The sequence below is a fragment of the Kluyvera sp. CHPC 1.2972 genome (genome assembly GCF_036759925.1).
Classification (GTDB): Bacteria; Pseudomonadota; Gammaproteobacteria; order Enterobacterales; family Enterobacteriaceae; genus Kluyvera.
The window spans coordinates 25897-49197 of record NZ_JAPKIB010000005.1; the positions used below are offsets into that span (position 1 = coordinate 25897).

General features: G+C 53.5%; 17 protein-coding genes and 1 pseudogene. 13 read left to right on the forward strand and 5 right to left on the reverse strand.

All coding sequences use genetic code 11. The annotated features are described in order from the left end of the window. Positions 1 to 25 precede the first annotated feature (25 nt). Positions 26 to 1165, forward strand: a complete 1140-nt coding sequence (locus V6944_RS10355) for a glycerate kinase (RefSeq protein ID WP_333498887.1) — start codon at positions 26 to 28, stop codon at positions 1163 to 1165. Between the two features lie 81 nt (positions 1166 to 1246). On the opposite strand, the gene barA is transcribed toward V6944_RS10355, so the two are convergent. Beyond that, complete coding sequence (gene barA / locus V6944_RS10360; RefSeq protein ID WP_333498888.1) at positions 1247 to 4000, reverse strand: two-component sensor histidine kinase BarA; 2754 nt, start codon at positions 3998 to 4000, stop codon at positions 1247 to 1249. Positions 4001 to 4056: 56 nt separating this feature from the next. On the opposite strand from barA, the gene rlmD reads away from it, so the two are divergent. The 9 genes and pseudogenes from rlmD to V6944_RS10405 form a co-directional block, all read left to right on the forward strand. Beyond that, a complete protein-coding gene (rlmD, locus tag V6944_RS10365) occupies positions 4057 to 5355 on the forward strand; it encodes a 23S rRNA (uracil(1939)-C(5))-methyltransferase RlmD (protein WP_333498889.1) in 1299 nt (432 codons plus the stop codon). A 50-nt stretch (positions 5356 to 5405) separates the two neighbouring features. Next, a complete protein-coding gene (gene relA, locus V6944_RS10370; protein WP_185667999.1) occupies positions 5406 to 7643 on the forward strand; it encodes a GTP diphosphokinase in 2238 nt (745 codons plus the stop codon). 60 nt (positions 7644 to 7703) lie between these two features. Continuing rightward, positions 7704 to 8495 (forward strand): nucleoside triphosphate pyrophosphohydrolase, encoded by a 792-nt coding sequence (gene mazG / locus V6944_RS10375; protein ID WP_035892850.1) that lies wholly within the window; start codon positions 7704 to 7706, stop codon positions 8493 to 8495. 223 nt (positions 8496 to 8718) lie between these two features. After that, positions 8719 to 10353 carry a glutamine hydrolyzing CTP synthase gene (gene pyrG, locus V6944_RS10380; protein ID WP_035892851.1) on the forward strand — a complete coding sequence of 545 codons (1635 nt, stop codon included), beginning with the start codon at positions 8719 to 8721 and terminating at the stop codon, positions 10351 to 10353. A 79-nt stretch (positions 10354 to 10432) separates the two neighbouring features. Continuing rightward, positions 10433 to 11731 (forward strand): phosphopyruvate hydratase, encoded by a 1299-nt coding sequence (gene eno, locus V6944_RS10385; RefSeq protein WP_035892853.1) that lies wholly within the window; start codon positions 10433 to 10435, stop codon positions 11729 to 11731. A gap of 198 nt (positions 11732 to 11929) precedes the next feature. Next, positions 11930 to 12244 carry a hypothetical protein gene (locus tag V6944_RS10390; protein WP_333498890.1) on the forward strand — a complete coding sequence of 105 codons (315 nt, stop codon included), beginning with the start codon at positions 11930 to 11932 and terminating at the stop codon, positions 12242 to 12244. Between the two features lie 29 nt (positions 12245 to 12273). Then, on the forward strand, positions 12274 to 13041 hold the full coding sequence (locus V6944_RS10395; RefSeq protein WP_333498891.1) for a DUF4225 domain-containing protein: 768 nt from the start codon (positions 12274 to 12276) through the stop codon (positions 13039 to 13041). 4 nt (positions 13042 to 13045) lie between these two features. Further along, the gene (locus V6944_RS10400; protein WP_333498892.1) at positions 13046 to 13393 is read left to right on the forward strand and encodes a hypothetical protein; all 348 of its coding nucleotides are present in this window, start codon (positions 13046 to 13048) and stop codon (positions 13391 to 13393) included. 233 nt (positions 13394 to 13626) lie between these two features. Next, positions 13627 to 13800, forward strand: a pseudogene (locus tag V6944_RS10405) (IS256 family transposase); the annotation flags it as partial. Between the two features lie 57 nt (positions 13801 to 13857). On the opposite strand, the gene V6944_RS10410 reads toward V6944_RS10405, so the two are convergent. Next, the gene (locus V6944_RS10410; RefSeq protein WP_333498893.1) at positions 13858 to 14967 is read right to left on the reverse strand and encodes an SDR family oxidoreductase; all 1110 of its coding nucleotides are present in this window, start codon (positions 14965 to 14967) and stop codon (positions 13858 to 13860) included. 338 nt (positions 14968 to 15305) lie between these two features. Then, positions 15306 to 16643, reverse strand: a complete 1338-nt coding sequence (locus V6944_RS10415) for a gluconate:H+ symporter (protein ID WP_185668002.1) — start codon at positions 16641 to 16643, stop codon at positions 15306 to 15308. 292 nt (positions 16644 to 16935) lie between these two features. On the opposite strand from V6944_RS10415, the gene queE reads away from it, so the two are divergent. Further along, positions 16936 to 17607 carry a 7-carboxy-7-deazaguanine synthase QueE gene (gene queE, locus V6944_RS10420; RefSeq protein ID WP_333499047.1) on the forward strand — a complete coding sequence of 224 codons (672 nt, stop codon included), beginning with the start codon at positions 16936 to 16938 and terminating at the stop codon, positions 17605 to 17607. An 85-nt stretch (positions 17608 to 17692) separates the two neighbouring features. On the opposite strand, the gene agp is transcribed toward queE, so the two are convergent. After that, positions 17693 to 18934, reverse strand: a complete 1242-nt coding sequence (gene agp, locus V6944_RS10425; RefSeq protein ID WP_220439938.1) for a bifunctional glucose-1-phosphatase/inositol phosphatase — start codon at positions 18932 to 18934, stop codon at positions 17693 to 17695. Positions 18935 to 19100: 166 nt separating this feature from the next. Further along, the gene (queD, locus tag V6944_RS10430) at positions 19101 to 19466 is read right to left on the reverse strand and encodes a 6-carboxytetrahydropterin synthase QueD (RefSeq protein WP_163446301.1); all 366 of its coding nucleotides are present in this window, start codon (positions 19464 to 19466) and stop codon (positions 19101 to 19103) included. 304 nt (positions 19467 to 19770) lie between these two features. Here queD and cysJ point away from each other — a divergent pair, with 304 nt between their 5' ends. Together cysJ and cysI are read left to right on the forward strand one after the other, a co-directional pair. Further along, positions 19771 to 21573, forward strand: a complete 1803-nt coding sequence (cysJ, locus tag V6944_RS10435; RefSeq protein WP_333498894.1) for an NADPH-dependent assimilatory sulfite reductase flavoprotein subunit — start codon at positions 19771 to 19773, stop codon at positions 21571 to 21573. After that, entirely contained in the window at positions 21573 to 23285 is a 1713-nt protein-coding gene (gene cysI / locus V6944_RS10440) for an assimilatory sulfite reductase (NADPH) hemoprotein subunit (RefSeq protein WP_333496654.1), read from the forward strand. The genes cysJ and cysI overlap by 1 nt, the downstream gene beginning before the upstream one ends. Positions 23286 to 23301: the final 16 nt, after the last annotated feature.

The window sequence follows — 23301 nt, forward strand, 5'->3', positions numbered from 1 at the left end:
CCGCAAACTCGTATAAGGACAGCCTATGAAGATTGTGATTGCCCCTGATTCCTACAAGGAAAGCCTGAGCGCGCTCGATGTTGCCGGTGCGATAGAAGAGGGTTTTCGCGAGATTTTCCCCGACGCTGAGTACGTCAAGCTGCCGGTTGCTGACGGCGGCGAGGGGACGGTAGAAGCCATGGTGGCGGCAACACAGGGGCAAGTGATTGAGGTTGAAGTGACCGGCCCGTTGGGTTCTCCCGTGTCAGGCTTCTTCGGTATTTCCGGCGATGAGCAATGCGCGTTTATTGAGATGGCGGCGGCCAGCGGCCTGGAAAGCGTGCCGCTCGCGCTGCGCAACCCGCTTCACACCACCTCCAGGGGAACGGGAGAGCTTATTCGCCACGCGCTGGACCGTGGCGTGAGCCGCATTATTATTGGCCTTGGCGGCAGCGCCACTAATGATGGCGGCGCAGGGATGGTGCAAGCGCTGGGAGCAAAGCTGTTGGCGGTAGACGGACAGCCGATTCAACCTGGCGGTGCCGGGCTGGAGACGCTGGCGAGTATTGATATCAGCGGGCTGGATAGCCGGCTGTCGGGCTGTCAGATTGATGTTGCCTGCGATGTCACGAATCCACTTACCGGGGAAGAGGGCGCCTCGGCGGTATTTGGGCCGCAAAAGGGGGCGACGCCGGAGATGGTGGCGTTCCTGGATCGGGCTCTGGCGCACTATGCGACATGTATCCAACGAGATTTAGGCTGCGACGTACTGACGCTAGAGGGCGGCGGCGCGGCGGGAGGAATGGGGGCCGCGTTGTCCGCGTTCTGCGGCGCAACGCTGCGGCCCGGCATTGAGATTGTCACCGAGGCATTGCATCTTGATGCGCTGGTGGCGGATGCCAGTCTGGTGATTACCGGTGAAGGGCGGATGGATAGCCAGACGATTCACGGCAAAGTGCCAGTGGGCGTGGCGAAGGTGGCGAAACGCTACGGTATCCCGGTGATTGGCATTGCTGGCAGCCTGACGCCGGACGTCGGCGTGGTGCATCAGCACGGGATTGGTGCGGTATTCAGCGTGATGTATCGCATTTGCACGCTGGAGGAGGCGCTAGCGGAAGCGGGGGAGAACGTACGAATGGCGGCGCGGAATATTGCGGCGGTCATTAAGCTAGGGCAGGCGCTGTAGGTTGCCCCGGGGTCGCTTGCGCTCGCCCGGGCTACCAATCAAATGTAGCCCGGCCAAGCGAAGCGCCGCCGGGATCTGCACCTACCCCAACATTTTCCGGGTTTCCCGGGTCACATTGTCCATCTCATCTAACAGCTCCAGCAGCTCCGGTTCCAGCTCTTCCGCCACCGTGCCGCTGCGCAGCTGGCTCTCTATCAGATGACACAAATGCTTAAGACGCGGCACGCCGCTGTAGCCGCAGCTACCGTGCAGTTTATGAATCGTATCGACCAGATTTTCTGGCTGCTCGCCAACCAGCTGTTCTTCCACTTTGTTACGCACTTCCGGCAGGAAGGCGACCAGCATTTGCAGCATTTCGCGCGCCAGGTCGGGCTTATAGGCCGCCTGACGCAGCGCCAGCTGCCAGTCGAGCGTGGCGTTCAGATCGACCGGCGGTTCAATGGGTTCGGCGTTCACCGGACGAGGGACCACGTTCACGCCGGGCTTATAGCGCAGCAGTAAATCATGTAACCGGTTCTCTTCAATCGGCTTCGCCAGATAGTCGTTCATACCGGCGGTCAGCAGTTTCTCGCGTTGCCCAGCAAGGGCGTGGGCGGTGACGGCAATCACCGGCGTTTGCTGCTGGTGAGGAAGCTGGCGTATCAGCTCGCAGGCGCGAATGCCGTCGATATCTGGCATCTGAATATCCATCAGAATCAGATCGAACTTCATCTGCTTGGCGCACTCAACGGCCTGGTGGCCGCTTTCGCAAAGCTCTACGTGCTGCACCTGATCGTCTAACAGCGCGCCAATCAGCTTCAGGTTGGCCGGGTTATCGTCCACCGCCATGACCGTCATCGGCAGGCGATGTTCGGTATGTGGAACGGCAATCTGAGAAGACGTGCTGAGGCTAAATTCCAGCAGCACCGGCATCAGTCGGGTAATGGTCAGCGGCTTCAACAGACAGGCTGATGCCCCGTCCTTCTTCAGCGCTTCTGCATCGACCTGCGCGTGGCACGGCAGCGCCAGCACCAGGTGATCGGTCATATTCAGCGCCATGCTCAGCTTCTCGCGGTGAATAGTCAGGTCGCGAACGGAGACCGGCACGGCAACCAGCAGAATGTCGTAAAACTCGGCTGGCAGCGCGGCAATGCTGACGGCGTAGACCACCTCCAGCGGGGTAGAGGCGAGCATGTCCAGCGTGGCTTGCGCCGCGGCGGCGTTAGCCTCCACGTAGGCAATGCGTTTGCCCTTCAGGCTGCTGGTATCAGGCCCATCGGTAATCACGTTCGGGTTCAGATCGAGGTTGATATTAAACCAGAACGTGGAACCGCGATTTGGCTGGCTATGGAAGGAGATATCTCCCCCCATCTCGCGCACCAGTTTCTGGGTGATAACCAGCCCCAGCCCGGTGCCCCCATGGCGTCGGGAGATACTGGCATCCGCCTGACGGAAGGCCTGGAACAGACGGGACTGATCGCGCTCTGGAATACCAATCCCGGTATCGCGGATCTGCACTTCAATCTGCACTTTGTTATTGCTAACGGCGCGCTGCTCAACCAGCACGTCGATATTACCGTTTTCGGTAAACTTGATGGCGTTCCCCACCAGGTTGGTGATCACCTGCTGCAGACGCAGCGGGTCGCCGATGACGTTATCCGGTACGTCGTTCTTAATATTGAGCGTCAGCTCCAGCCCTTTATCGTGGGCCGAGTGTGCCAGCAGGGTGACCACTTCATCAAGAGAGTTACGCAGCGGGAAGGGAATGCTTTCCAGCAGCAGCTTACCGGCTTCCAGCTTCGAGAAGTCGAGCACGTCGTTGATGATGGCCAGCAGGTTGTTGGCCGAACGCTCGATGGTGTTGAGGTGGTCGCGCTGGGTTGGGTTTAGCTCGGTTTTGAGCGTCAGGCGGGTAAAGCCGATCACCCCGTTAAGCGGCGTACGCAGCTCATGCGACATGTTGGCCAGGAACTCGGACTTGATACGCGCGGCTTCCTGCGCGCGCTTTTTCGCCAGGTCCAGCTCCACGTTCTGGATCTCCATCTGCTCCAGCGTTTCTCGTAGGTCAGAAGTGGCCTGGTCGACGTTATGCTGCATCTCCTCGTGATAGGCGGCGAGCGACATGGCCATCGAGTTGATGCCATTTTTCAGCATATCCAGCTCGCCAAGCATAAAGCCTTCAACGCGGCTGTCGAGCTGCCCTCGTCGGATACGGTCAACGGTATTCACCATGTTGCGAATTGGCCCCGTGACGTCCTGCATCAGCCGCCAGCCGAAGATCAGCGCAATACCAATACAGAACAGCATCATCACGCTGGAGATGAAAATCTCTTTGTACTGCTGGAGCCGCACCGATTTTAGATCCAGTTCCAGCGCGACGTAGCCCAACATGTTGATCGGCGTTTTGGCATCCGACTGCGGCGACTCGTCCGGCGAATAATGCTCGGAGATTATCGGCGTGCGCAGAATCATGATATCGCCAAGCCGCGTGACGCTTAGCCTTCGGGGAAACGCCGTGCCGTGCGGTAGCTGCAGCTCGCTGGGATCCAGCTGATAGTTCGAGGTGACGAACAGCTTGTTGTGCTCATCGTAAACGGAAATGGCGCGCACAATATCGGAATGACGGCGATGCAGCAAGCTGATCAATTGGCCGATCGACTCGCGATTTTGCAAATTCATACCATATTCACTGGAGACGGCGAGCGGTTCAATAATGCTGGCACCGGCGTCTTCCAGCTGACGCTGCAGGTCGTTATAGCGGTGTACGACGAAGAAGATACTGAGCAATAAACCGATGAGTACGGTCGGCGCCAGGATCAAAATCATCATTCTTGCACGCAGGCTGTAGTTGGTCATGGAGGTCCGTTGTGGGAGAATCAGGGCAATATTTTTGATTGAGAACAATCTCTACGATGGCGCAATTCTACTCTGCAAAACGGCGCGTGACGACGCGCCAGATCATAACCGTGACAGTCAGCAGTCTTGACCCCTTCGGGCAAGGAGTGGCGCGCCACAACGGTAAAGCATTATTCATCAATGGGTTATTGCCAGATGAAAGCGCGGAAGTGACCCTGACGGAAGATAAAAAACAGTACGCGCGCGGGCAGGTAAAACGCCGTCTGACCACCAGTTCCGAGCGTGAAACCCCGCGCTGCCCGCATTTTGGCGTCTGCGGTGGCTGTCAGCAGCAGCATGCTGCCGTTGCACTACAACAGCGCAGCAAGCGCGAGGCGTTGAACCGGTTAATGAAGCACGACGTGGATGAAGTTATCTCGGGCGACCCCTGGGGATACCGCCGTCGGGCGCGGCTGAGCGTGAATTATCAGCCTAAAACGCAAAAATTGCAGATGGGTTTTCGCAAAGCGAATTCGAACGACATTGTCGATGTGGTGCAATGCCCTGTTTTGGTGCCCAATCTTGAGGCGCTGTTGCCCGGTGTACGGGAATGCCTGGAGAGCCTGAAGGGAAAACGCCAGCTCGGACACGTTGAACTGGTCAGTGCCGACAACGGTCCGCTGATGGTGCTGCGCCATACGGCGGCGCTCTCGGATGAAGATAAAGAAAAACTGGAACGCTTTTCGCATTCTTCCGGCGTTGCGCTTTATCTGGCGCCGGAAAGCGAGATACTTGAACGCGTGACCGGCGAGGAGCCCTGGTATTCGTCAGACGGGCTACGCTTAACCTTCAGCCCGCGCGATTTTATTCAGGTAAACGACGGTGTGAATCAGCAGATGGTTGCAACGGCGTTGTCGTGGCTCGATATACAGTCAACCGACCGTGTACTGGATCTGTTCTGCGGAATGGGGAATTTTACCCTGCCACTGGCCACCCGCGCGCAAAGCGTCGTCGGCGTTGAAGGCGTCCCGGCGCTGGTGGCGAAAGGGCGGGAAAACGCCGCGCTGAACCACCTGGAGAATGTCACCTTCTTCCACGAGAATCTGGAAGATGATGTAACACTTCAGGCGTGGGCGAAACACGGTTTTGACAAAGTTTTACTCGATCCTGCCCGTGCTGGCGCACCGGGCGTGATGCAGCATGTTATAAAATTAGCGCCAACGCGGGTGGTATACGTTTCCTGTAACCCGGCGACGCTGGCGCGCGATAGCGAGGCGTTGTTGAATGCGGGGTACCAAATTCAGCGTATGGCAATGCTTGATATGTTCCCGCACACTGGGCACCAGGAATCTATGGTGCTGTTTGAGCGTAGGTAATAACGGTGGCTTGTCGACTTCGACAGGCCGGTCCCTGAAAGGAGAGGACAATGGTTGCGGTAAGAAGTGCACATCTCAATAAAGCTGGTGAATTTGACCCACAAAAATGGATCGCAAGTCTGGGAATTTCCAGCCAGCAGTCGTGTGAACGCTTAGCCGAGACCTGGGATTATTGTCGCCGCCAGACCGTAGGACATGATGACGCCGAACTGATGCTGTGGCGCGGCGTGGAGATGGTTGAAATCCTCTCTACGCTGAGTATGGATAACGACACGCTGAGAGCCGCGCTGCTGTTTCCGTTAGTAGACGCTAACGTTGTCAGTGAAGAAGTGCTGAGCGAAAGCGCCGGTCAATCCGTCGTGACTCTGATTCACGGCGTGCGCGACATGGCGGCTATTCGCCAACTGAAAGCCACCCATACCGATGCGGTCTCCTCCGAGCAGGTGGATAACGTCCGCCGCATGCTGCTGGCGATGGTGGATGATTTCCGCTGCGTGGTTATCAAGCTTGCCGAACGTATTGCCCACCTGCGCGAAGTGAAGGATGCGCCGGAAGATGAACGCGTGCTGGCGGCTAAAGAATGTACCAACATCTATGCGCCGCTGGCTAACCGCTTAGGCATCGGCCAGCTCAAATGGGAGCTGGAAGATTACTGCTTCCGTTATCTGCACCCGGCAGAGTACAAGCGTATCGCGAAGCTGCTGCATGAGCGTCGTATTGACCGCGAGCACTACATTTCCGATTTCGTCGGCCATCTGCGCAGCGAAATGAAGACCGAAGGCGTGAAGGCCGAAGTGTACGGTCGCCCGAAACACATCTACAGCATCTGGCGCAAAATGCAGAAAAAACACCTCGCTTTTGACGAGCTGTTTGACGTGCGTGCGGTGCGTATCGTCGCGGAGCGTTTGCAGGACTGCTACGCCGCGCTGGGGATAGTGCACACTCACTATCGCCACCTGCCAGATGAGTTCGATGACTACGTCGCAAACCCGAAACCAAACGGCTACCAGTCCATCCATACGGTGGTATTAGGGCCGGGCGGCAAAACGGTTGAAATCCAGATTCGTACCAAACAGATGCACGAAGACGCCGAGCTGGGCGTCGCCGCGCACTGGAAATACAAAGAGGGTACTGGCACGGCGAGCGGCCCACGCTCCGGACACGAAGATCGTATCGCCTGGCTGCGTAAGCTGATTGCGTGGCAGGAAGAGATGGCCGACTCCGGCGAAATGCTCGACGAGGTGCGCAGCCAGGTCTTCGACGACCGCGTGTATGTGTTTACGCCAAAAGGCGACGTGGTGGACCTTCCGGCAGGCTCTACGCCGCTGGACTTCGCCTATCACATTCACAGCGACGTCGGCCACCGCTGCATCGGCGCCAAGATTGGCGGGCGCATTGTGCCGTTCACCTATCAGCTGCAGATGGGCGACCAGATTGAAATCATCACCCAGAAGCAGCCAAACCCGAGCCGCGACTGGCTGAATCCGAACCTCGGTTACGTGACGACCAGTCGCGGACGTTCGAAAATCCACGCCTGGTTCCGTAAACAGGACAAGGACAAGAACGTGCTGGCCGGGCGGCAGATCCTCGACGATGAGCTGGAGCATCTGGGCATCAGCCTCAAGGAAGCCGAGAAGCACCTGCTGCCGCGCTACAACTTTAACGACGTGGAAGAGCTGCTGGCGGCCATCGGCGGCGGTGACATTCGCCTCAACCAGATGGTGAATTTCCTGCAGGCGCAGTTCAATAAGCCGAGCGCCGCCGAGCAGGACGCCGCCGCGCTGAAACAGCTTCAGCAGAAGACGTATACGCCGCAGAACCGCAGCAAAGATAACGGCCGCGTCGTGGTGGAAGGTGTCGGTAACCTGATGCACCACATTGCGCGCTGCTGTCAGCCGATTCCCGGCGACGAGATTGTTGGCTTTATCACCCAGGGGCGCGGGATTTCCGTGCACCGGGCGGACTGCGAACAGCTGGCGGAACTGCAGTCGCACGCGCCGGAGCGCATCGTTGATGCCGTCTGGGGTGAAAGCTACTCGGCGGGCTACTCGCTGGTGGTGCGCGTTCAGGCCAACGATCGCAGCGGCCTGCTGCGCGATATCACCACCATTCTCGCCAACGAGAAGGTGAACGTGCTGGGCGTGGCCAGCCGTAGCGATACCAAACAGCAGATGGCGACCATCGACATGACCATCGAAATCTACAACCTGCAGGTGCTGGGCCGCGTGCTTGGCAAACTGAACCAGGTGCCGGATGTGATCGACGCCCGTCGACTGCACGGCGGTTAATGTTCTTTTTACCCTCTCCCAATGGGGGAGGGTAACACTCTCTTTTTGCAAGGAATCATCATGACTCAAATCGACCGACTGCTCGGCATCATGCAGCGCCTGCGTGACCCGGAAAACGGCTGCCCGTGGGATAAAGAGCAGACGTTTAGCACCATCGCCCCTTACACGCTGGAAGAGACATACGAAGTGCTTGACGCTATTGCGCGCGAAGATTTTGACGACCTGCGCGGCGAACTGGGCGACCTGCTGTTCCAGGTGGTGTTTTACGCGCAGATGGCCCAGGAAGAGGGGCGCTTTGATTTCAACGATATTTGCGCCGCTATCAGCGACAAGCTGGAGCGTCGCCACCCGCACATCTTCGGCGACGCCAGCGCCGAAAACAGCCAGGAAGTGTTGACCCGGTGGGAGAAAATCAAAACCGCTGAACGGGCAGAGAAAGCGCAGCACTCCGCGCTGGACGATATCCCACGTGCTTTCCCGGCGCTGATGCGGGCGCACAAAATCCAGAAACGCTGCTCGGCCGTTGGCTTTGACTGGACCACGCTTGGCCCGGTGCTCGATAAAGTCTACGAAGAGATCGACGAAGTCATGGACGAAGCCAGGCAGGCGGTGGTCGACGAGGCTAAACTGGAAGAAGAGGTGGGCGACCTGCTGTTTGCCACCGTTAACCTGTCTCGCCATTTAGGGGTAAAAGCAGAGACCGCATTGCAGAAGGCGAACGAAAAATTTGAGCGCCGTTTCCGCGAAGTTGAGCGGATTGTCGCCGCGCGTGGCCTGGAAATGACCGGTGTGGATCTCGATGTGATGGAAGAAGTTTGGCAGCAGGTAAAACGGCAGGAATCTGATCTCTAAAGAATTTTTGTGGGAAAGGGCGAAAAGTGCGAAATCTTAAATGACAAGCGCTTGATTTGCGTCAAAAACTTTTACCCCAAAGGGGCTATTTTCTCACTCCCCATGTTTGTTTCTGCGGCGATTGAGGAGCGAGAATGAAAGTTTGTGGCGCTCGCCATGTTCGGGTATACTACTTTCCCGTCTTGGTTATTCCATCGTTTCACCCTAACTTCTCAGGTCCAGCATGACAACGAACTATATTTTTGTGACCGGCGGGGTCGTATCCTCTCTGGGTAAAGGCATTGCCGCAGCATCCCTGGCAGCCATTCTTGAAGCCCGTGGCCTCAACGTGACCATGATGAAACTGGATCCGTATATTAACGTCGATCCTGGCACCATGAGCCCGATCCAACACGGGGAAGTGTTCGTTACCGAAGACGGCGCTGAAACCGACCTGGACCTGGGTCACTATGAGCGCTTCATTCGTACCAAAATGACTCGCCGTAATAACTTCACTACCGGCCGTATCTACTCAGATGTCCTGCGCAAAGAGCGCCGTGGCGACTATCTGGGCGCAACCGTGCAGGTTATCCCACACATCACTAACGCGATCAAAGAACGCGTCCTCGCCGGTGGCGAAGGTCATGATGTGGTGCTGGTTGAAATCGGCGGTACCGTTGGTGATATCGAATCTCTGCCATTCCTGGAAGCGATTCGTCAGCTGGCCGTGGATATCGGTCGTGAAAACGCGCTGTTCATGCACCTGACTCTGGTGCCATATATGGCAGCCGCGGGCGAAGTCAAAACCAAACCGACTCAGCACTCCGTGAAAGAGCTGCTGTCCATCGGTATTCAGCCAGATATTCTGATCTGTCGCTCCGATCGTGCGGTTCCGGCCAACGAACGTGCAAAAATTGCATTGTTCTGCAACGTGCCAGAAAAAGCCGTTATTTCAATGAAAGACGTCGATTCCATTTATAAAATTCCAGGCCTGTTGAAATCTCAGGGGCTGGACGATTATATTTGTAAACGATTCAGCTTGAACTGCCCGGAAGCAAACCTGGCCGAATGGGAACAGGTTATCTTCGAAGAAGCGAACCCGGCAGGCGAAGTCACGATTGGTATGGTCGGCAAGTACATTGAACTGCCAGATGCTTATAAATCGGTGATTGAAGCGCTGAAACACGGTGGCCTGAAAAACCGCGTAACCGTTAACATCAAGCTGATTGATTCGCAGGATGTGGAAACGCGCGGCGTCGAAATTCTGAAAGATTTGGATGCTATCCTGATCCCTGGCGGCTTCGGCTACCGTGGTGTTGAAGGTAAGATCGCTACCGCACGCTATGCGCGTGAAAACAAAATTCCTTATCTGGGCATCTGCCTGGGTATGCAGGTTGCGCTGATCGAATTCGCGCGTAACGTTGCAGGCATGGAAAACGCCAACTCTACGGAATTTGTGCCAGACTGTAAGTACCCGGTTGTGGCGCTCATTACCGAATGGCGTGATGAAGATGGCAATGTCGAAGTTCGTACTGAAAAGAGCGATCTCGGCGGTACAATGCGCCTTGGTGCGCAGCAGTGCCAGCTTAGCGATGACAGCCTGGTCCGCCAGATGTACGGCGAGCCAACGATCGTTGAGCGTCACCGTCACCGCTATGAAGTCAACAACATGTTGTTGAAACCAATTGAAGCTGCAGGTCTGCGCGTTGCGGGCCGTTCCGGGGATGATCAGTTGGTCGAGATCATCGAAGTTCCGAACCACCCGTGGTTCGTTGCTTGTCAGTTCCATCCGGAGTTTACTTCCACGCCGCGTGATGGGCACCCGCTGTTTGCTGGCTTCGTGAAAGCCGCAAGCGAGTACCAGAAGCGCCAGAAGTAAGAAAAGTTAGAACGGCAACGCCCCACGAGGGGCGTTGTTTGTCTGGAGTTTTAGTTTAACTTGTACTGAGGAAAACCTAATGTCCAAAATCGTTAAAATCATCGGTCGTGAAATCATCGACTCCCGTGGTAACCCGACTGTTGAAGCAGAAGTACACCTGGAAGGTGGTTTCGTCGGTATGGCAGCAGCGCCGTCAGGTGCTTCTACTGGTTCCCGCGAAGCACTGGAACTGCGTGATGGCGACAAATCTCGCTTCATGGGTAAAGGCGTACTGAAAGCTGTTGGTGCGGTAAACGGCCCAATCGCTCAGGCTCTGCTGGGTAAAGATGCTAAAGATCAGGCTGGCATCGACAAGATCATGATCGATCTGGACGGTACTGAGAACAAATCCAACTTCGGCGCGAACGCAATCCTGGCCGTATCTCTGGCAAACGCCAAAGCAGCAGCTGCTGCTAAAGGTCTGCCACTGTACGCTCACATCGCTGAACTGAACGGCACCCCAGGCAAATACTCCATGCCAGTTCCGATGATGAACATCATCAACGGCGGCGAGCACGCTGACAACAACGTCGACATTCAGGAATTCATGATTCAGCCAGTTGGCGCGAAATCCCTGAAAGAAGCTGTACGTATGGGTTCCGAAGTGTTCCATAACCTGGCTAAAGTTCTGAAAGCTAAAGGTATGAACACTGCAGTGGGTGACGAAGGCGGCTACGCTCCTAACCTGGGTTCCAACGCTGAAGCTCTGGCTGTTATCGCTGAAGCGGTTAAAGCAGCTGGCTACGAGCTGGGCAAAGACATCACTCTGGCGATGGACTGTGCAGCTTCTGAATTCTACAAAGACGGTAAATACGTTCTGGCTGGCGAAGGCAACAAAGCATTCACCTCCGAAGAGTTCACTCACTTCCTGGAAGAACTGACCAAACAGTACCCAATCGTCTCCATCGAAGATGGCCTGGACGAATCTGACTGGGCTGGTTTCGCATACCAGACCAAAGTACTGGGCGACAAAATCCAGCTGGTTGGTGACGATCTGTTCGTAACCAACACCAAGATCCTGAAAGAAGGCATCGAAAAAGGCATCGTTAACTCCATCCTGATCAAATTCAACCAGATCGGTTCCCTGACCGAAACTCTGGCTGCGATCAAAATGGCGAAAGACGCTGGCTACACTGCTGTCATCTCTCACCGTTCTGGCGAAACTGAAGACGCTACCATCGCTGACCTGGCTGTTGGTACCGCTGCAGGCCAGATCAAAACTGGTTCTATGAGCCGTTCTGACCGCGTTGCTAAGTACAACCAGCTGATTCGTATCGAAGAAGCTCTGGGTGAACAAGCGCCGTACAACGGTCGTAAAGAGATCAAAGGTCAGGCATAAGCCTGTATTTTAACTCTTAAGTAAAAACCCGCTACGGCGGGTTTTTTTATGTCTTTAATTTATTTTTTATTGAATATTCTAATGTTCGATTTGATCTTTATCACTTTGTTATTATTTCACAAGGAGTAATTTAATAATGTGATTACTTAGTTATATGTGTTTTTTATATTTATGCTTAATAAGCAATAGGACTATTGAATGGATAATGAATTGGAAGGCATACTGGCGAAAGCGGGTATGAAAAAAAAGGATGCTGCTATTCTGATTAAGCTCGCAAAAGTGAAAAAAATCAGCTTAGGTCGGGCATTTTTTCTCTACGCCTGGAAATATTATGCCTGGACTGTTGCTTTACTATTAGCATTAATTTTCGCATCATTTTCTGATGGTATAGAGTTTTTTATAGTAAACATTCTTTTCTGTGTTGTTGTAGCTCTTATTTCGCTCTTCTTTACACCATTTTTCATAAATTTAATTTGGAGTATTAAAATTCAAGCTAAATTGTTCGGGAAATAACAGGGGGTTATTTGAGTAGTTATGGATTAATGAATTTACAACGCGAAAAAGAAAAAATATATAAACTCGTTTTTGAAATTGGTTTTTTATATTTACGTGATAGTCACCTACGCTCCGAGTTTATGGCAGAGGAACATCGACTCGTTAATAGTTATATTAACGATTATCAACATAGTAGATTGGATTTTGCTGGAGCAATGCAATGTTTACAAAAGCACTATCAAATTCTAAGTAAGTCCCATACTCAGTTACAAATGGGGAGTGTGAAATTATACGCAATAGTTGAACGGGAAAAAGAAAGGCATTCTACACTTACCATAACATTAAAACGAGTTGGATTTATTAGTGGCGGAATGCAAGTTATCGGTGGCTTTGGTTTATGTAAAGCAAGCATTGGTGCTGCCTGTAAAAGTTATGGAATTCCTTTAATGATGCAGGGAAGTGAGAATGTTTGGGAAAATGGTTATTATTTATTATATCATGAAGATCCCAAAAAAATGCCTTTGCGCGATACCTATCGCCAGACTGCAAAGCTTTTAGGCGGGGATGACAAGGATGGTGATATTGCTTTTTCAGCGGGAGATCTTGTTCTTTCTTTCGGCTCAGCCTCAACGCTTACGCTGAGAACAGATTCGTGGAAATTATTCCGCAACATACAGGAAGATTATATTCGTAGCTGGAGAACACTGGGGGTTGTTGGGGGGACTAGTGAGTTAACCGGTGATGTAGTTAGTGGATTAACTATTTATCAACTTCTTGGTGGCGAAAATACTAATTGGGTTGAATTAAGGGAATGAGGCGATGCTTTTCAAAATATATGATCGGAGTGATGCTTCTTTAATTGAAAGTATTAAACTTGCGGGTTTAAGTGAATATAAAGCGCAGAGACTCATTCATTTTGCCAATGAGAAAAAAATCAATATACAAAAAGCCTATTTATTAACGGATGCAAGTATCATTAAGATTGATATCATTCTGTTTTTTGTTATGTCTTTTTTTATATTATCAATTTCAAAAAGAGACCCAAGTGAACTATGGGCATTTTTTTTAATATTCGGGTTGGTTTTTTTTGCTATGGAATTAACCTGTAGGTTCCATAAAGATTATTTTGAGATTTGGAAGGTTTATATTAAATTACGAGGGGTTTAAATTATTGGTCTTGTGTTATATTACTTTGTTTGGATGCCGGATAGTGTTTCTGCATGGTTTAACTATTTCAATTGATGGCTATTATGAATGACGGTATAAATACAATGCGAGTGAACGTTGGAATGAAAGGGGAAATAATCGTTTCTTGCTTAAGTTAGTGATAAAGAAAAATTAGAAGAACGTTAGAAATGCTGTGTCATATCCAGTAATATAAAAACAAAAAGGAATAACACATATCCCAGTCCTCCGATTTAAACAAAGAACTTAAAGCATTTTAGTCGGGTCAGGCATTAACGAGTAAGTGGGGTATTGTCACAGCACGAATCAAGCAGTTAACCGAAGCTGCTCTGGCCGCTGAATTCTACTCCTGTCTGGCCCAGGATGTTAAAGCTAATCGTAAAAATGGCTACGGCAAAAAGTAATGCCAGCCAGTTGCTTAACTAGCTGGCATTACGGCCCTCGGGCTACTTAAAATCGACCGCCATCTGCTGCGGGATGGTCAGCCCGCGAGTGGTCTGCACGCAGCGGTCAATATAGTCAGTAAAGCGAGGGGGTTTTGGCATCCCCATACTCAACAGTTTGTCGTTACTAAAGCGCACGTTCAGCGTGGCGAAAGCCCCGTACAGACGCATTGCCTTCAGCATCAGACGTTCATTGCACGGGCCGAAAATGGTTTTCAGCTCGCGGCGCATTTTGACCAGCGTTTCGTAGCTCACCTGGGCGTACTTATCGCCCACCGGCGCTTGCTCCAGCGCGGAAGCCATGGCGTTGTCGATATCGGCAAAGCGGACGCTGTTCTCTTCACCGGCTGAAATATGCACCACTTCTCCCTGAGCGACCGTTGCCGTCAGCAGCATAAGCAGCGCGCTGGCGCAGTAATCTACCGGGATCACGTCGATGCGGTCTTCCATAGAGCACATGAATTTTTGCAGCATCAACCCCATGCTGAAGACCCAGAAAATGCTGCTGGAAGGCTGGCAGCCGTGATGGGTGTGGCCCACGACGATAGAAGGGCGGGCAATCACCAGCGGTAACGTGGGTAGCTGCTGCTGCATCAGCTGTTCGATGGTGGATTTGGAGTGCGTGTACTCCACCAGATGTTCAGCGCGTTCACGGAACTCTGCGCTTTCAGCCACCAGAGAATCCGGTTCAGGCGAGCAGGACATGGCCGTGCCGACGTGCAGGAAGCGCTGTAACCCCTCGACCTTCGCCATACGGTGGGCAAACTGCAGTGTGCCTTCTACGTTCACTTTCCAGATCAGCGGGTTGCTGCCGAATGACGCGACGGCGGCGCAGTTCAGCACGTGAGTTACACTGTCCAGGCGTGCATCATTGAGAAAACTCTCCGGGGAGGCTAAGTCACCGAGCAGGATATTGCGCGGGGTGATCTTCGCTAGCTTCACTTCGTCGATATTGAATTTACGTAAGTTCTCCTTAACCCTTGCGACAGCGGCGTCACCGTTATCCGCACGAACTAAAAGCAGTAAATTAACGCCGCTATGGCTATTGAGGATTGCTTCCAGTGCCGCGCCGCCCAGAAAACCGGTAACGCCTGTGATTAATAGTGTATTCATGAATACTGTCTCGTCATGGTTGGTTTGCGGATTCTAGGATCGGAAAAGTAAACGGCGGTTAAATAAAGAAGTGAGCAATAATGGAGGGGCTTAAGCTTATTTTAAGGTTACAGGCTAGCGCGGATTAAATTGGACAATTTGATATTTAAAAAGATTCAATAAATTTTATGGTGTCGCGTATCATGTTGTTTTTAATGAATATATTAAACTAATGATTATGTCTAAACTGTAAAAATAAACATTTCTTGTTACATCAAAAATGGGCTGATAAAAGAAAGAAAAATAATCCGTAGTGGGCTGCACTACGGATTATTTATAAAAGATATTTTTAATAAGGCTTAGATAATCAAATCGAGTAATAATACAATTAACAGACCGACAACGGAGTTAGTTAATTCTAAAAGCCCCCAGGTTTTGAAGGTATCTTTAATCGACAGCCCAAAATACTCTTTGAATAACCAGAAGGCGGCATCATTGACGTGGGTCAGCGTGTTGCTCCCTGAAGCGGTCGCCAACACCATTAGCGCTGGATCAACATTAAAAGTGGTAATCATTGGCCCCACAATACCTGCAGCGGTAATGGCAGAGACGGTGCCCGCACCGGTAGCCAGACGCAGCAGCACGGTAATAAACCACGCCATAATCAACGGCGAAACGGAAGAGGTTCGCATCATATCAGCGATGTAATCACCCACGCCGGTATCCATGATGATTTGCTTGAACGCACCGCCTGCGCCGATGATAAAGACCACTAACGCCACTTTTTCGATAGCCGTTGAGTAGGAGCTCATCACCTCGGTCATTGATTTGCCACGCGCGGTACCAAAGGCGTAGAGCGCAACCAGAACGGCTATCAGCATGCTGACCTGTGCGCTACCGATAAAGTTCAGGAAAGAGGTGATACCCGCATTGGCCGGAATAAACAGCTTAATCACGGTAACGCCGGTGATGATAATCGCCGGGATCAGTGGTACCAGCAGGCTGGTGGCGAACGACGGCATTTCGTCATCGCGGAAAACTTTTTGTGATTCCAGCAGCTGCGGGATAGGGCGCTCAAGGTTGCCCAGCAGTTTTGGCAGCAGAATACCGGAGCAAATCACCGTTGGAATCGCAACGATAATCCCGTAGATATAGACCATCCCCATATCGGCGTGGAAGGCAGCGACCAGCGCCGTTGGGCCCGGCTGCGGTGGGAATAGACTATGCGCGGTGGTTGCTGCTGCTACCATGGTGATGCCAAGTTTCAGGAACGGGATTTTTGCCTCACGTGCAATGCTGATAACCAGCGGCGCAAGGATCAGGAAGGCAACTTCGTAGAACATGGCCAGGCCGAAGATCAGCCCGATAACCATAATGGCCCACTGCACTTTCTTCGGCCCAAAACTATTGAGCAGCGTCGAAGAGACGCGCTGGGCGGCACCGGAATCCACCATCAATTTACCGAGGATCGCCCCGAACAGAATGATGAGTGCCAGATGCCCCAGAGTGCTTCCCACACCGGCCTCGATCGACTTGCCGATCGCTTCCAGCGGCAACCCTTCGCAGATCCCTACAAAAATAGCCGCCAGCAACAGAGCCAGCATGCCATTGATCTTAAATTTCATATTGAGAATAAGTAGCAGTACCACGCCCAGGGCGACCCAGATCACCGGCAAGGCTTCAGCAAACGCGTTCATCCATTTTCCTTGTCAAAATTTATAATTGGTATGATATGTAGCCAGCGAAGGATATTACCTATACAAATGTGTCATACCAATTTGATTGACATAGCAACATGTTAAACGGTGAAGCCCGGCAAAAGATTGATGTAATGAAATTGTTAATTTCATAAAAATAAGCTGATTCATCACAGAAAAGAGTGACGTGGTATCCAGGCCAAAGGTATGGAAGTGGTTGCGCAATAAGTGCGAGGGATAGTTGGCGCGAAGTATGCAATAATAACGGTTTACCACTACTGAAGAGTTGATGATGCAGTACCCGATTAACGAGATGTTCCAGACCCTGCAGGGTGAAGGTTATTTTACTGGCGTCCCCGCCATTTTTATTCGTTTACAGGGATGCCCGGTAGGCTGTGCCTGGTGTGATACCAAACATACCTGGGAAAAGCTTAGCGATCGGGAAGTTTCTCTGTTCAGTATTCTGGCGAAAACCAAAGAGAGCGACAAATGGGGCGCGGCGGGCAGCGAAGACCTGCTGGCAATTATTGGCCGCCAGGGGTGGACCGCGCGCCACGTGGTGATCACCGGCGGTGAACCCTGCATCCATGATTTAACGCCGCTTACGGCGCTGTTCGAGCAAAATGGCTACAGCTGCCAGATTGAAACCAGCGGTACCCATGAAGTGCGTTGCACACCGGGTACTTGGGTGACCGTATCGCCGAAGGTGAATATGCGCGGCGGCTATGACGTGCTGTCGCAGGCACTGGAGCGTGCCGATGAAATCAAACATCCGGTAGGCCGCGTGCGTGATATTGAAGCGTTGGACGAGCTGCTGGAAACGCTGAGCGATGACAAACCGCGCATTATTGCGCTGCAGCCAATCAGCCAGAAAGATGATGCCACCCGCCTGTGCATTGAAACCTGCATTGCGCGCAACTGGCGCCTGTCGATGCAGACGCACAAATATCTGAATATTGCCTGACAAGATTCGTAGCCCGGACGAGGCACATCGCGCCGACTCCGGGGAATTCCCTGCGTCGCGTTGCTCGGCCGGGCGACGTTAAGCGTTATTTCGCCGCGTCGTTCATCACTTTCGAGAAGGTATCCATCGGGCAGAAACCGTTGGCATCCACCGGGCAGCCTTTCAGCGACAGCGTGACGCGCTGCGGCGGTGTCTTCAGCGTCAGCGTATCGGCGTTACGCAGCTGATCGGCGCTCTGATAAACATACTCAATCTTCATCAATTCCCGATTCGCTTTTGTATCATGCCAGCGCTGGAAGACAATTTTCCCGCCAATCGGCGTGCGCTCGTACTGTCCCGGCAGCGTGTAGGCGTCGAAATCAAGCGCCGTCAGTAGTGAGGCAATATTCGAGTCGTGTCCTACCAGCACGGTGATTTTTGGCGTTTTTGCCGCCTCGGTCACCAGCGCATTATCGATATATTTCACCAGTGGTTTCGCCACGTTGCGCGCCACCTCCGGCGAAGTGAACAGGCTGTCCTGATAGCCGTTTTTCAGCTGTGAAAGCAGGCGCCACTGCTGGTCGGTTTTAATTTCACCCCAGGCCACCTGGTCCAGCGGGAAACCTTCGTAATATTGCAGCGTGAACGCATCAACCAGCGAGTTACCTATCGCCAGCGGCCCCTTAACGCCAGGCTCTTTCTGGTAATTGGCGCTAAAGCTGTCTTTCGCTTCGGTCAGTGAGCACTGCTGTTTTTCTTTGCAGGATGGAGAATCCTGATAGCGGGCAATCTGTGACAGCAGCTTGTAGCTCTCGTCGAGCTGTTTGGCCTGGCGCGCTTTCTCCATTGCCTGCACCGCTTGCTCGCGGAATTGGGCAGAGTCATCGGTGATCACCGGGTTGAAGGTGGGGTCCATGGTGCCCATCTTTTCCTGATGGTGGACCACCACGTCGCAGCCGGGGAAGGCGCCGTTAATAAAGAACTGCGCGGTGGCGACGGTACGCTGCAGGCTGTTAGCATAGGCGTATACCGTGTCTGGCGCCGGACATTCACCACTGGTGACCATGCCCTGCTGCGCCAGCCACTCACGCATATAGTGGCCCATATAGACTTCGAGCACACCGCCTTTGGTGGTCAGTTGCCCGCCGGGGACATCCCACTCAGGCCAGGCGTTCGGTGTTGACTGTTCCAGTACGCTGCCGTTGGTCGCCAGCGGCGCACGCAGGTTGTGACGGCTCATCATCAGCACCTGCTGAAGCTGATAGCCTTCGGGTGGGGTTTGCGCCTGACTCAGTCCTGAGAACAATAACAGTGCCGGCATCGCTGCGGCGAGAAGCGTTTTCTTCATCCCTTATTCCTCACAATGTATTAACCAACCCAATGAGTGTGACAGAACTTCGTCATTTTTCCTGGGCAGATGCCGCATTCTGAAAGATTAGGGAAATGAATGTGATAGGACGCTACTGAAGGGAAAACGGGGGAGGCGTGAAGCGACTCCCCGCTTGCAGGCTGACTTACTCGCCGCGATAAACGCAGCCCGCCGTGCAGGTTTCTTTAACCATGACTGCGCTAAGCAGCGGAACGACCGGCTTTACCTGTTCCCAGATCCAGCGGGACAGCACTTCGCTGGTTGGGTTTTCGAGGCCCGGAATATCGTTCAGGTAGTAGTGATCCAGACGATCGTAGGTGGGTTTGAATGCCGCTTTCAATTCGGCAAAATCCATGATCCAACCGGTATGAGGATCGACCTCACCGGTGATCTCAAGACGCACCATAAACGAGTGGCCGTGCAGACGACCGCATTTATGGCCTTCCGGCACGTGCGGCAGATGGTGGGCGGCTTCGAAGGTGAAATCTTTAAACAGTGTGGTGGACATCATGAACTCTCAGTCTTGCGGAAAAAAACGCCGCATAGTACCCGAATGCACATTTTTCTGCATTAACTAAAACGGCCAAATAGACAACGAGTACAAGTATTAATCTTGATGATGATTATTTTCTAATTATATCAATATGTTATTCAACCTGTTTTATCGCTAATAACTACCAGGAAAACAGGTTAGTCCATTTGGTTATTTGATATTTCTATCACTTCTTTAATTGTTATTATCGACGTCGTTAACCTTACATTCAGTTCTGTTTTTCCTGATTAGAAACAGCTTTGCTACTGGAATATAACGACGCATGACAACACAGTCCCCCCCTTCAGCGTTGCTCCCGCTAAACCCGGAGCAGATGGCACGCCTTCAGGCGGCCACAACCGATTTATCACCAACCCAGCTTGCCTGGGTTTCCGGCTATTTTTGGGGCGTGCTTAATCAGCAGCCTGGTGCGGGTGCAGTCGCTGCCGCACCGGTCGCCGCTGAAGTCCCGAACATTACGCTTATCTCTGCGTCGCAAACGGGTAACGCCCGCCGCGTGGCGGAAGCGCTGCGTGACGACCTGCTGGCTGCCAAACTGAACGTGAACCTGGTGAACGCCGGGGATTATAAATTCAAACAAATCGCGTCAGAAAAGCTGTTGGTTGTTGTAGCGTCTACACAGGGTGAAGGGGAAGCGCCGGAAGAAGCCGTAGCGCTGCATAAATTCTTATTCTCGAAGAAAGCGCCGAAGCTCACCGATACCGCCTTTGCGGTGCTGGGGCTGGGTGACACGTCCTATGAATTCTTCTGCCAGGCCGGTAAAGATTTCGATAGCAAGCTGGCCGAGCTTGGCGGTGAGCGCCTGCTCGACCGCGTGGATGCCGACGTGGAATATCAGGCGGCCGCCGCCGAATGGCGTGCGCGTCTGGTTGAGGTGTTGAAGGCACGTGCGCCAGCGGCACCTTCCGCTCAGGCGGTAGCGAGCGGAGCGGTTAACGACATCCACTCCAGCCCATACACCAAAGAAGCCCCGCTCACGGCGTCGCTGTCGGTGAACCAGAAAATCACCGGCCGTGATTCAGAAAAAGACGTTCGCCATATCGAAATCGATCTCGGCGACTCCGGTCTGCGCTACCAGCCGGGCGATGCGCTGGGCGTCTGGTACCAGAACGACCCAGAGCTGGTCAAAGAGCTGGTTGAACTGCTGTGGCTCAAGGGTGACGAGTCGGTCACGGTTGAGGGCAAAACGATGCCGCTGGCCGATGCGCTGCAGTGGCACTTCGAGCTGACGGTCAACACCGCCAATATCGTGGAAAACTACGCCACGCTGACCCGCAGTGAATCTCTACTGCCGCTGGTGGGCGATAAAGCGCAGTTGCAGCAGTATGCCGCGACCACGCCGATTGTCGACATGGTGCGTTTCTCTCCTGCTCAGTTGGATGCCGATGCGCTGATTGGCCTGCTGCGTCCGTTAACGCCGCGCCTCTATTCCATTGCCTCGTCGCAGGCGGAAGTCGAGAGCGAAGTTCACGTGACCCTTGGCGTTGTACGCTACGAGATTGAAGGCCGGGCACGCGCCGGTGGCGCCTCCAGCTTCCTCGCCGACCGCGTGGAAGAAGAGGGCGAAGTGCGCGTATTCATCGAACATAACGACAACTTCCGTCTGCCTGCTAACCCGCAGACGCCGGTCATTATGATTGGCCCGGGCACCGGTATCGCGCCGTTCCGCGCCTTTATGCAGCAGCGTGCGGCCGACGGCGCCGAAGGGAAGAACTGGCTGTTCTTTGGTAACCCGCACTTTACCGAGGATTTCCTCTATCAGGTGGAGTGGCAGCGTTACGTGAAAGAAGGCGTGCTAAGCCGTATCGATATGGCCTGGTCGCGTGACCAAAAAGAAAAAATCTACGTACAAGACAAACTGCGCGAACAGGGCGCGGAACTGTGGCGCTGGATCAATGACGGTGCCCACATTTATGTCTGCGGCGACGCGAATCGCATGGCGAAAGACGTTGAGCAGGCATTGCTGGAAGTGATTGCTGAATTCGGTGCAATGGACATCGAATCGGCGGATGAATTTTTAAGTGAGCTGCGCGTTGAGCGCCGTTATCAGCGAGATGTCTACTAATGAGCGAAAAATACCCAGGGCCTTTAGTGGTCGAAGGCAAACTGACTGACGCCGAGCGCATGAAGCGTGAAAGTAATTTCCTGCGCGGCACCATCGCCGAAGACCTGAACGACGGTCTGACCGGCGGTTTCCACGGCGATAACTTCCTGTTGATCCGTTTCCACGGTATGTACCAGCAGGATGACCGTGACATTCGCGCCGAACGCGCCGAGCAGAAGCTGGAGCCGCGCCATGCGATGCTGCTGCGCTGCCGTCTGCCGGGCGGGGTGATCACCACCACGCAGTGGAAGGCCATCGATAAATTCGCCGCTGATAACACCATTTACGGCAGCATCCGTCTGACCAACCGTCAGACCTTCCAGTTCCACGGCATTCTGAAGAAGAACGTGAAGCCGGTTCACCAGATGCTGCACTCCGTCGGGCTTGATGCGCTGGCGACCGCCAACGACATGAACCGCAACGTGCTGTGCACCTCCAACCCGTATGAGTCTGAGCTGCACGCCGAGGCCTACGAGTGGGCGAAGAAAATTTCTGAGCATCTGCTGCCGCGCACCCGCGCTTATGCTGAGATCTGGCTCGATCAGGAGAAAGTGGCAACGACGGACGAAGAGCCGATCCTCGGTTCCACCTATCTGCCGCGTAAGTTTAAAACGACCGTGGTGATCCCGCCGCAGAACGATATCGATCTGCACGCTAACGACATGAACTTCGTGGCGATTGCCGAAAATGGCAAGCTGGTGGGCTTCAACCTGCTGGTCGGCGGTGGTTTGTCCATCGAGCACGGCAACAAGAAAACCTACGCCCGTACGGCTAGCGAGTTCGGCTTCCTGCCGCTTGAGCATACGCTGGCGGTAGCGGAAGCGGTGGTGACGACCCAGCGTGACTGGGGTAACCGTACCGACCGTAAAAATGCCAAAACCAAATACACCCTTGAGCGCGTCGGCGTCGACACCTTTAAGGAAGAGGTTGAGCGCCGTGCGGGGATCAAATTTGAACCGATCCGCCCTTATGAGTTCACCGGTCGTGGCGATCGCATTGGTTGGGTAAAAGGGATCGACGATAACTGGCACCTGACGCTGTTTATCGAAAACGGTCGTATTCTCGACTATCCGGGCCGTCCGCTGAAAACCGGACTGCTGGAGATCGCGAAGATCCATAAAGGCGATTTCCGCATCACTGCGAACCAGAACCTGATCATCGCTGGCGTACCGGAAAGCCAGAAGGCGAAGATCGAGAAACTGGCGCGCGATCATGGTCTGATGAACGCGGTGAAGCCGCAGCGTGAAAACTCCATGGCCTGCGTGTCGTTCCCGACCTGCCCGCTGGCGATGGCGGAAGCCGAGCGTTTCCTGCCATCGTTCACTGACAAAGTGGAAGATATTCTGGAAAAACACGGCATTCCTGAAGAGCACATCGTAATGCGCGTGACCGGTTGCCCGAACGGCTGTGGCCGTGCCATGCTCGCCGAGCTGGGGCTGGTGGGTAAAGCGCCGGGCCGCTACAACGTGCATCTGGGCGGTAACCGCATGGGGACGCGCATTCCGCGTATGTATCGCGAAAACATTACGGAAACCGAGATTCTCGCTTCCGTAGACGAACTGGTTGGGCGCTGGGCGAAAGAGCGTGAAGCGGGTGAAGGCTTCGGCGACTTTACGGTGCGTGCGGGCATCATTCGCCCGGTGCTCGATCCAGCACGTGATTTCTGGGAATAATACCGTTTCCCCCTCA

Excerpts from the sequence above, each read along its gene's own strand:
- V6944_RS10355 (WP_333498887.1), top strand. The coding sequence starts at position 26 with ATGAAGATTGTGATTGCCCCTGATTCCTACAAGGAAAGCCTGAGCGCG.
- barA (WP_333498888.1), bottom strand. The coding sequence starts at position 4,000 with ATGACCAACTACAGCCTGCGTGCAAGAATGATGATTTTGATCCTGGCG.
- rlmD (WP_333498889.1), top strand. The coding sequence starts at position 4,057 with ATGGCGCAATTCTACTCTGCAAAACGGCGCGTGACGACGCGCCAGATC.
- relA (WP_185667999.1), top strand. The coding sequence starts at position 5,406 with ATGGTTGCGGTAAGAAGTGCACATCTCAATAAAGCTGGTGAATTTGAC.
- mazG (WP_035892850.1), top strand. The coding sequence starts at position 7,704 with ATGACTCAAATCGACCGACTGCTCGGCATCATGCAGCGCCTGCGTGAC.
- pyrG (WP_035892851.1), top strand. The coding sequence starts at position 8,719 with ATGACAACGAACTATATTTTTGTGACCGGCGGGGTCGTATCCTCTCTG.
- eno (WP_035892853.1), top strand. The coding sequence starts at position 10,433 with ATGTCCAAAATCGTTAAAATCATCGGTCGTGAAATCATCGACTCCCGT.
- V6944_RS10390 (WP_333498890.1), top strand. The coding sequence starts at position 11,930 with ATGGATAATGAATTGGAAGGCATACTGGCGAAAGCGGGTATGAAAAAA.
- V6944_RS10395 (WP_333498891.1), top strand. The coding sequence starts at position 12,274 with ATGAATTTACAACGCGAAAAAGAAAAAATATATAAACTCGTTTTTGAA.
- V6944_RS10400 (WP_333498892.1), top strand. The coding sequence starts at position 13,046 with ATGCTTTTCAAAATATATGATCGGAGTGATGCTTCTTTAATTGAAAGT.
- V6944_RS10410 (WP_333498893.1), bottom strand. The coding sequence starts at position 14,967 with ATGAATACACTATTAATCACAGGCGTTACCGGTTTTCTGGGCGGCGCG.
- V6944_RS10415 (WP_185668002.1), bottom strand. The coding sequence starts at position 16,643 with ATGAACGCGTTTGCTGAAGCCTTGCCGGTGATCTGGGTCGCCCTGGGC.
- queE (WP_333499047.1), top strand. The coding sequence starts at position 16,936 with ATGCAGTACCCGATTAACGAGATGTTCCAGACCCTGCAGGGTGAAGGT.
- agp (WP_220439938.1), bottom strand. The coding sequence starts at position 18,934 with ATGAAGAAAACGCTTCTCGCCGCAGCGATGCCGGCACTGTTATTGTTC.
- queD (WP_163446301.1), bottom strand. The coding sequence starts at position 19,466 with ATGATGTCCACCACACTGTTTAAAGATTTCACCTTCGAAGCCGCCCAC.
- cysJ (WP_333498894.1), top strand. The coding sequence starts at position 19,771 with ATGACAACACAGTCCCCCCCTTCAGCGTTGCTCCCGCTAAACCCGGAG.
- cysI (WP_333496654.1), top strand. The coding sequence starts at position 21,573 with ATGAGCGAAAAATACCCAGGGCCTTTAGTGGTCGAAGGCAAACTGACT.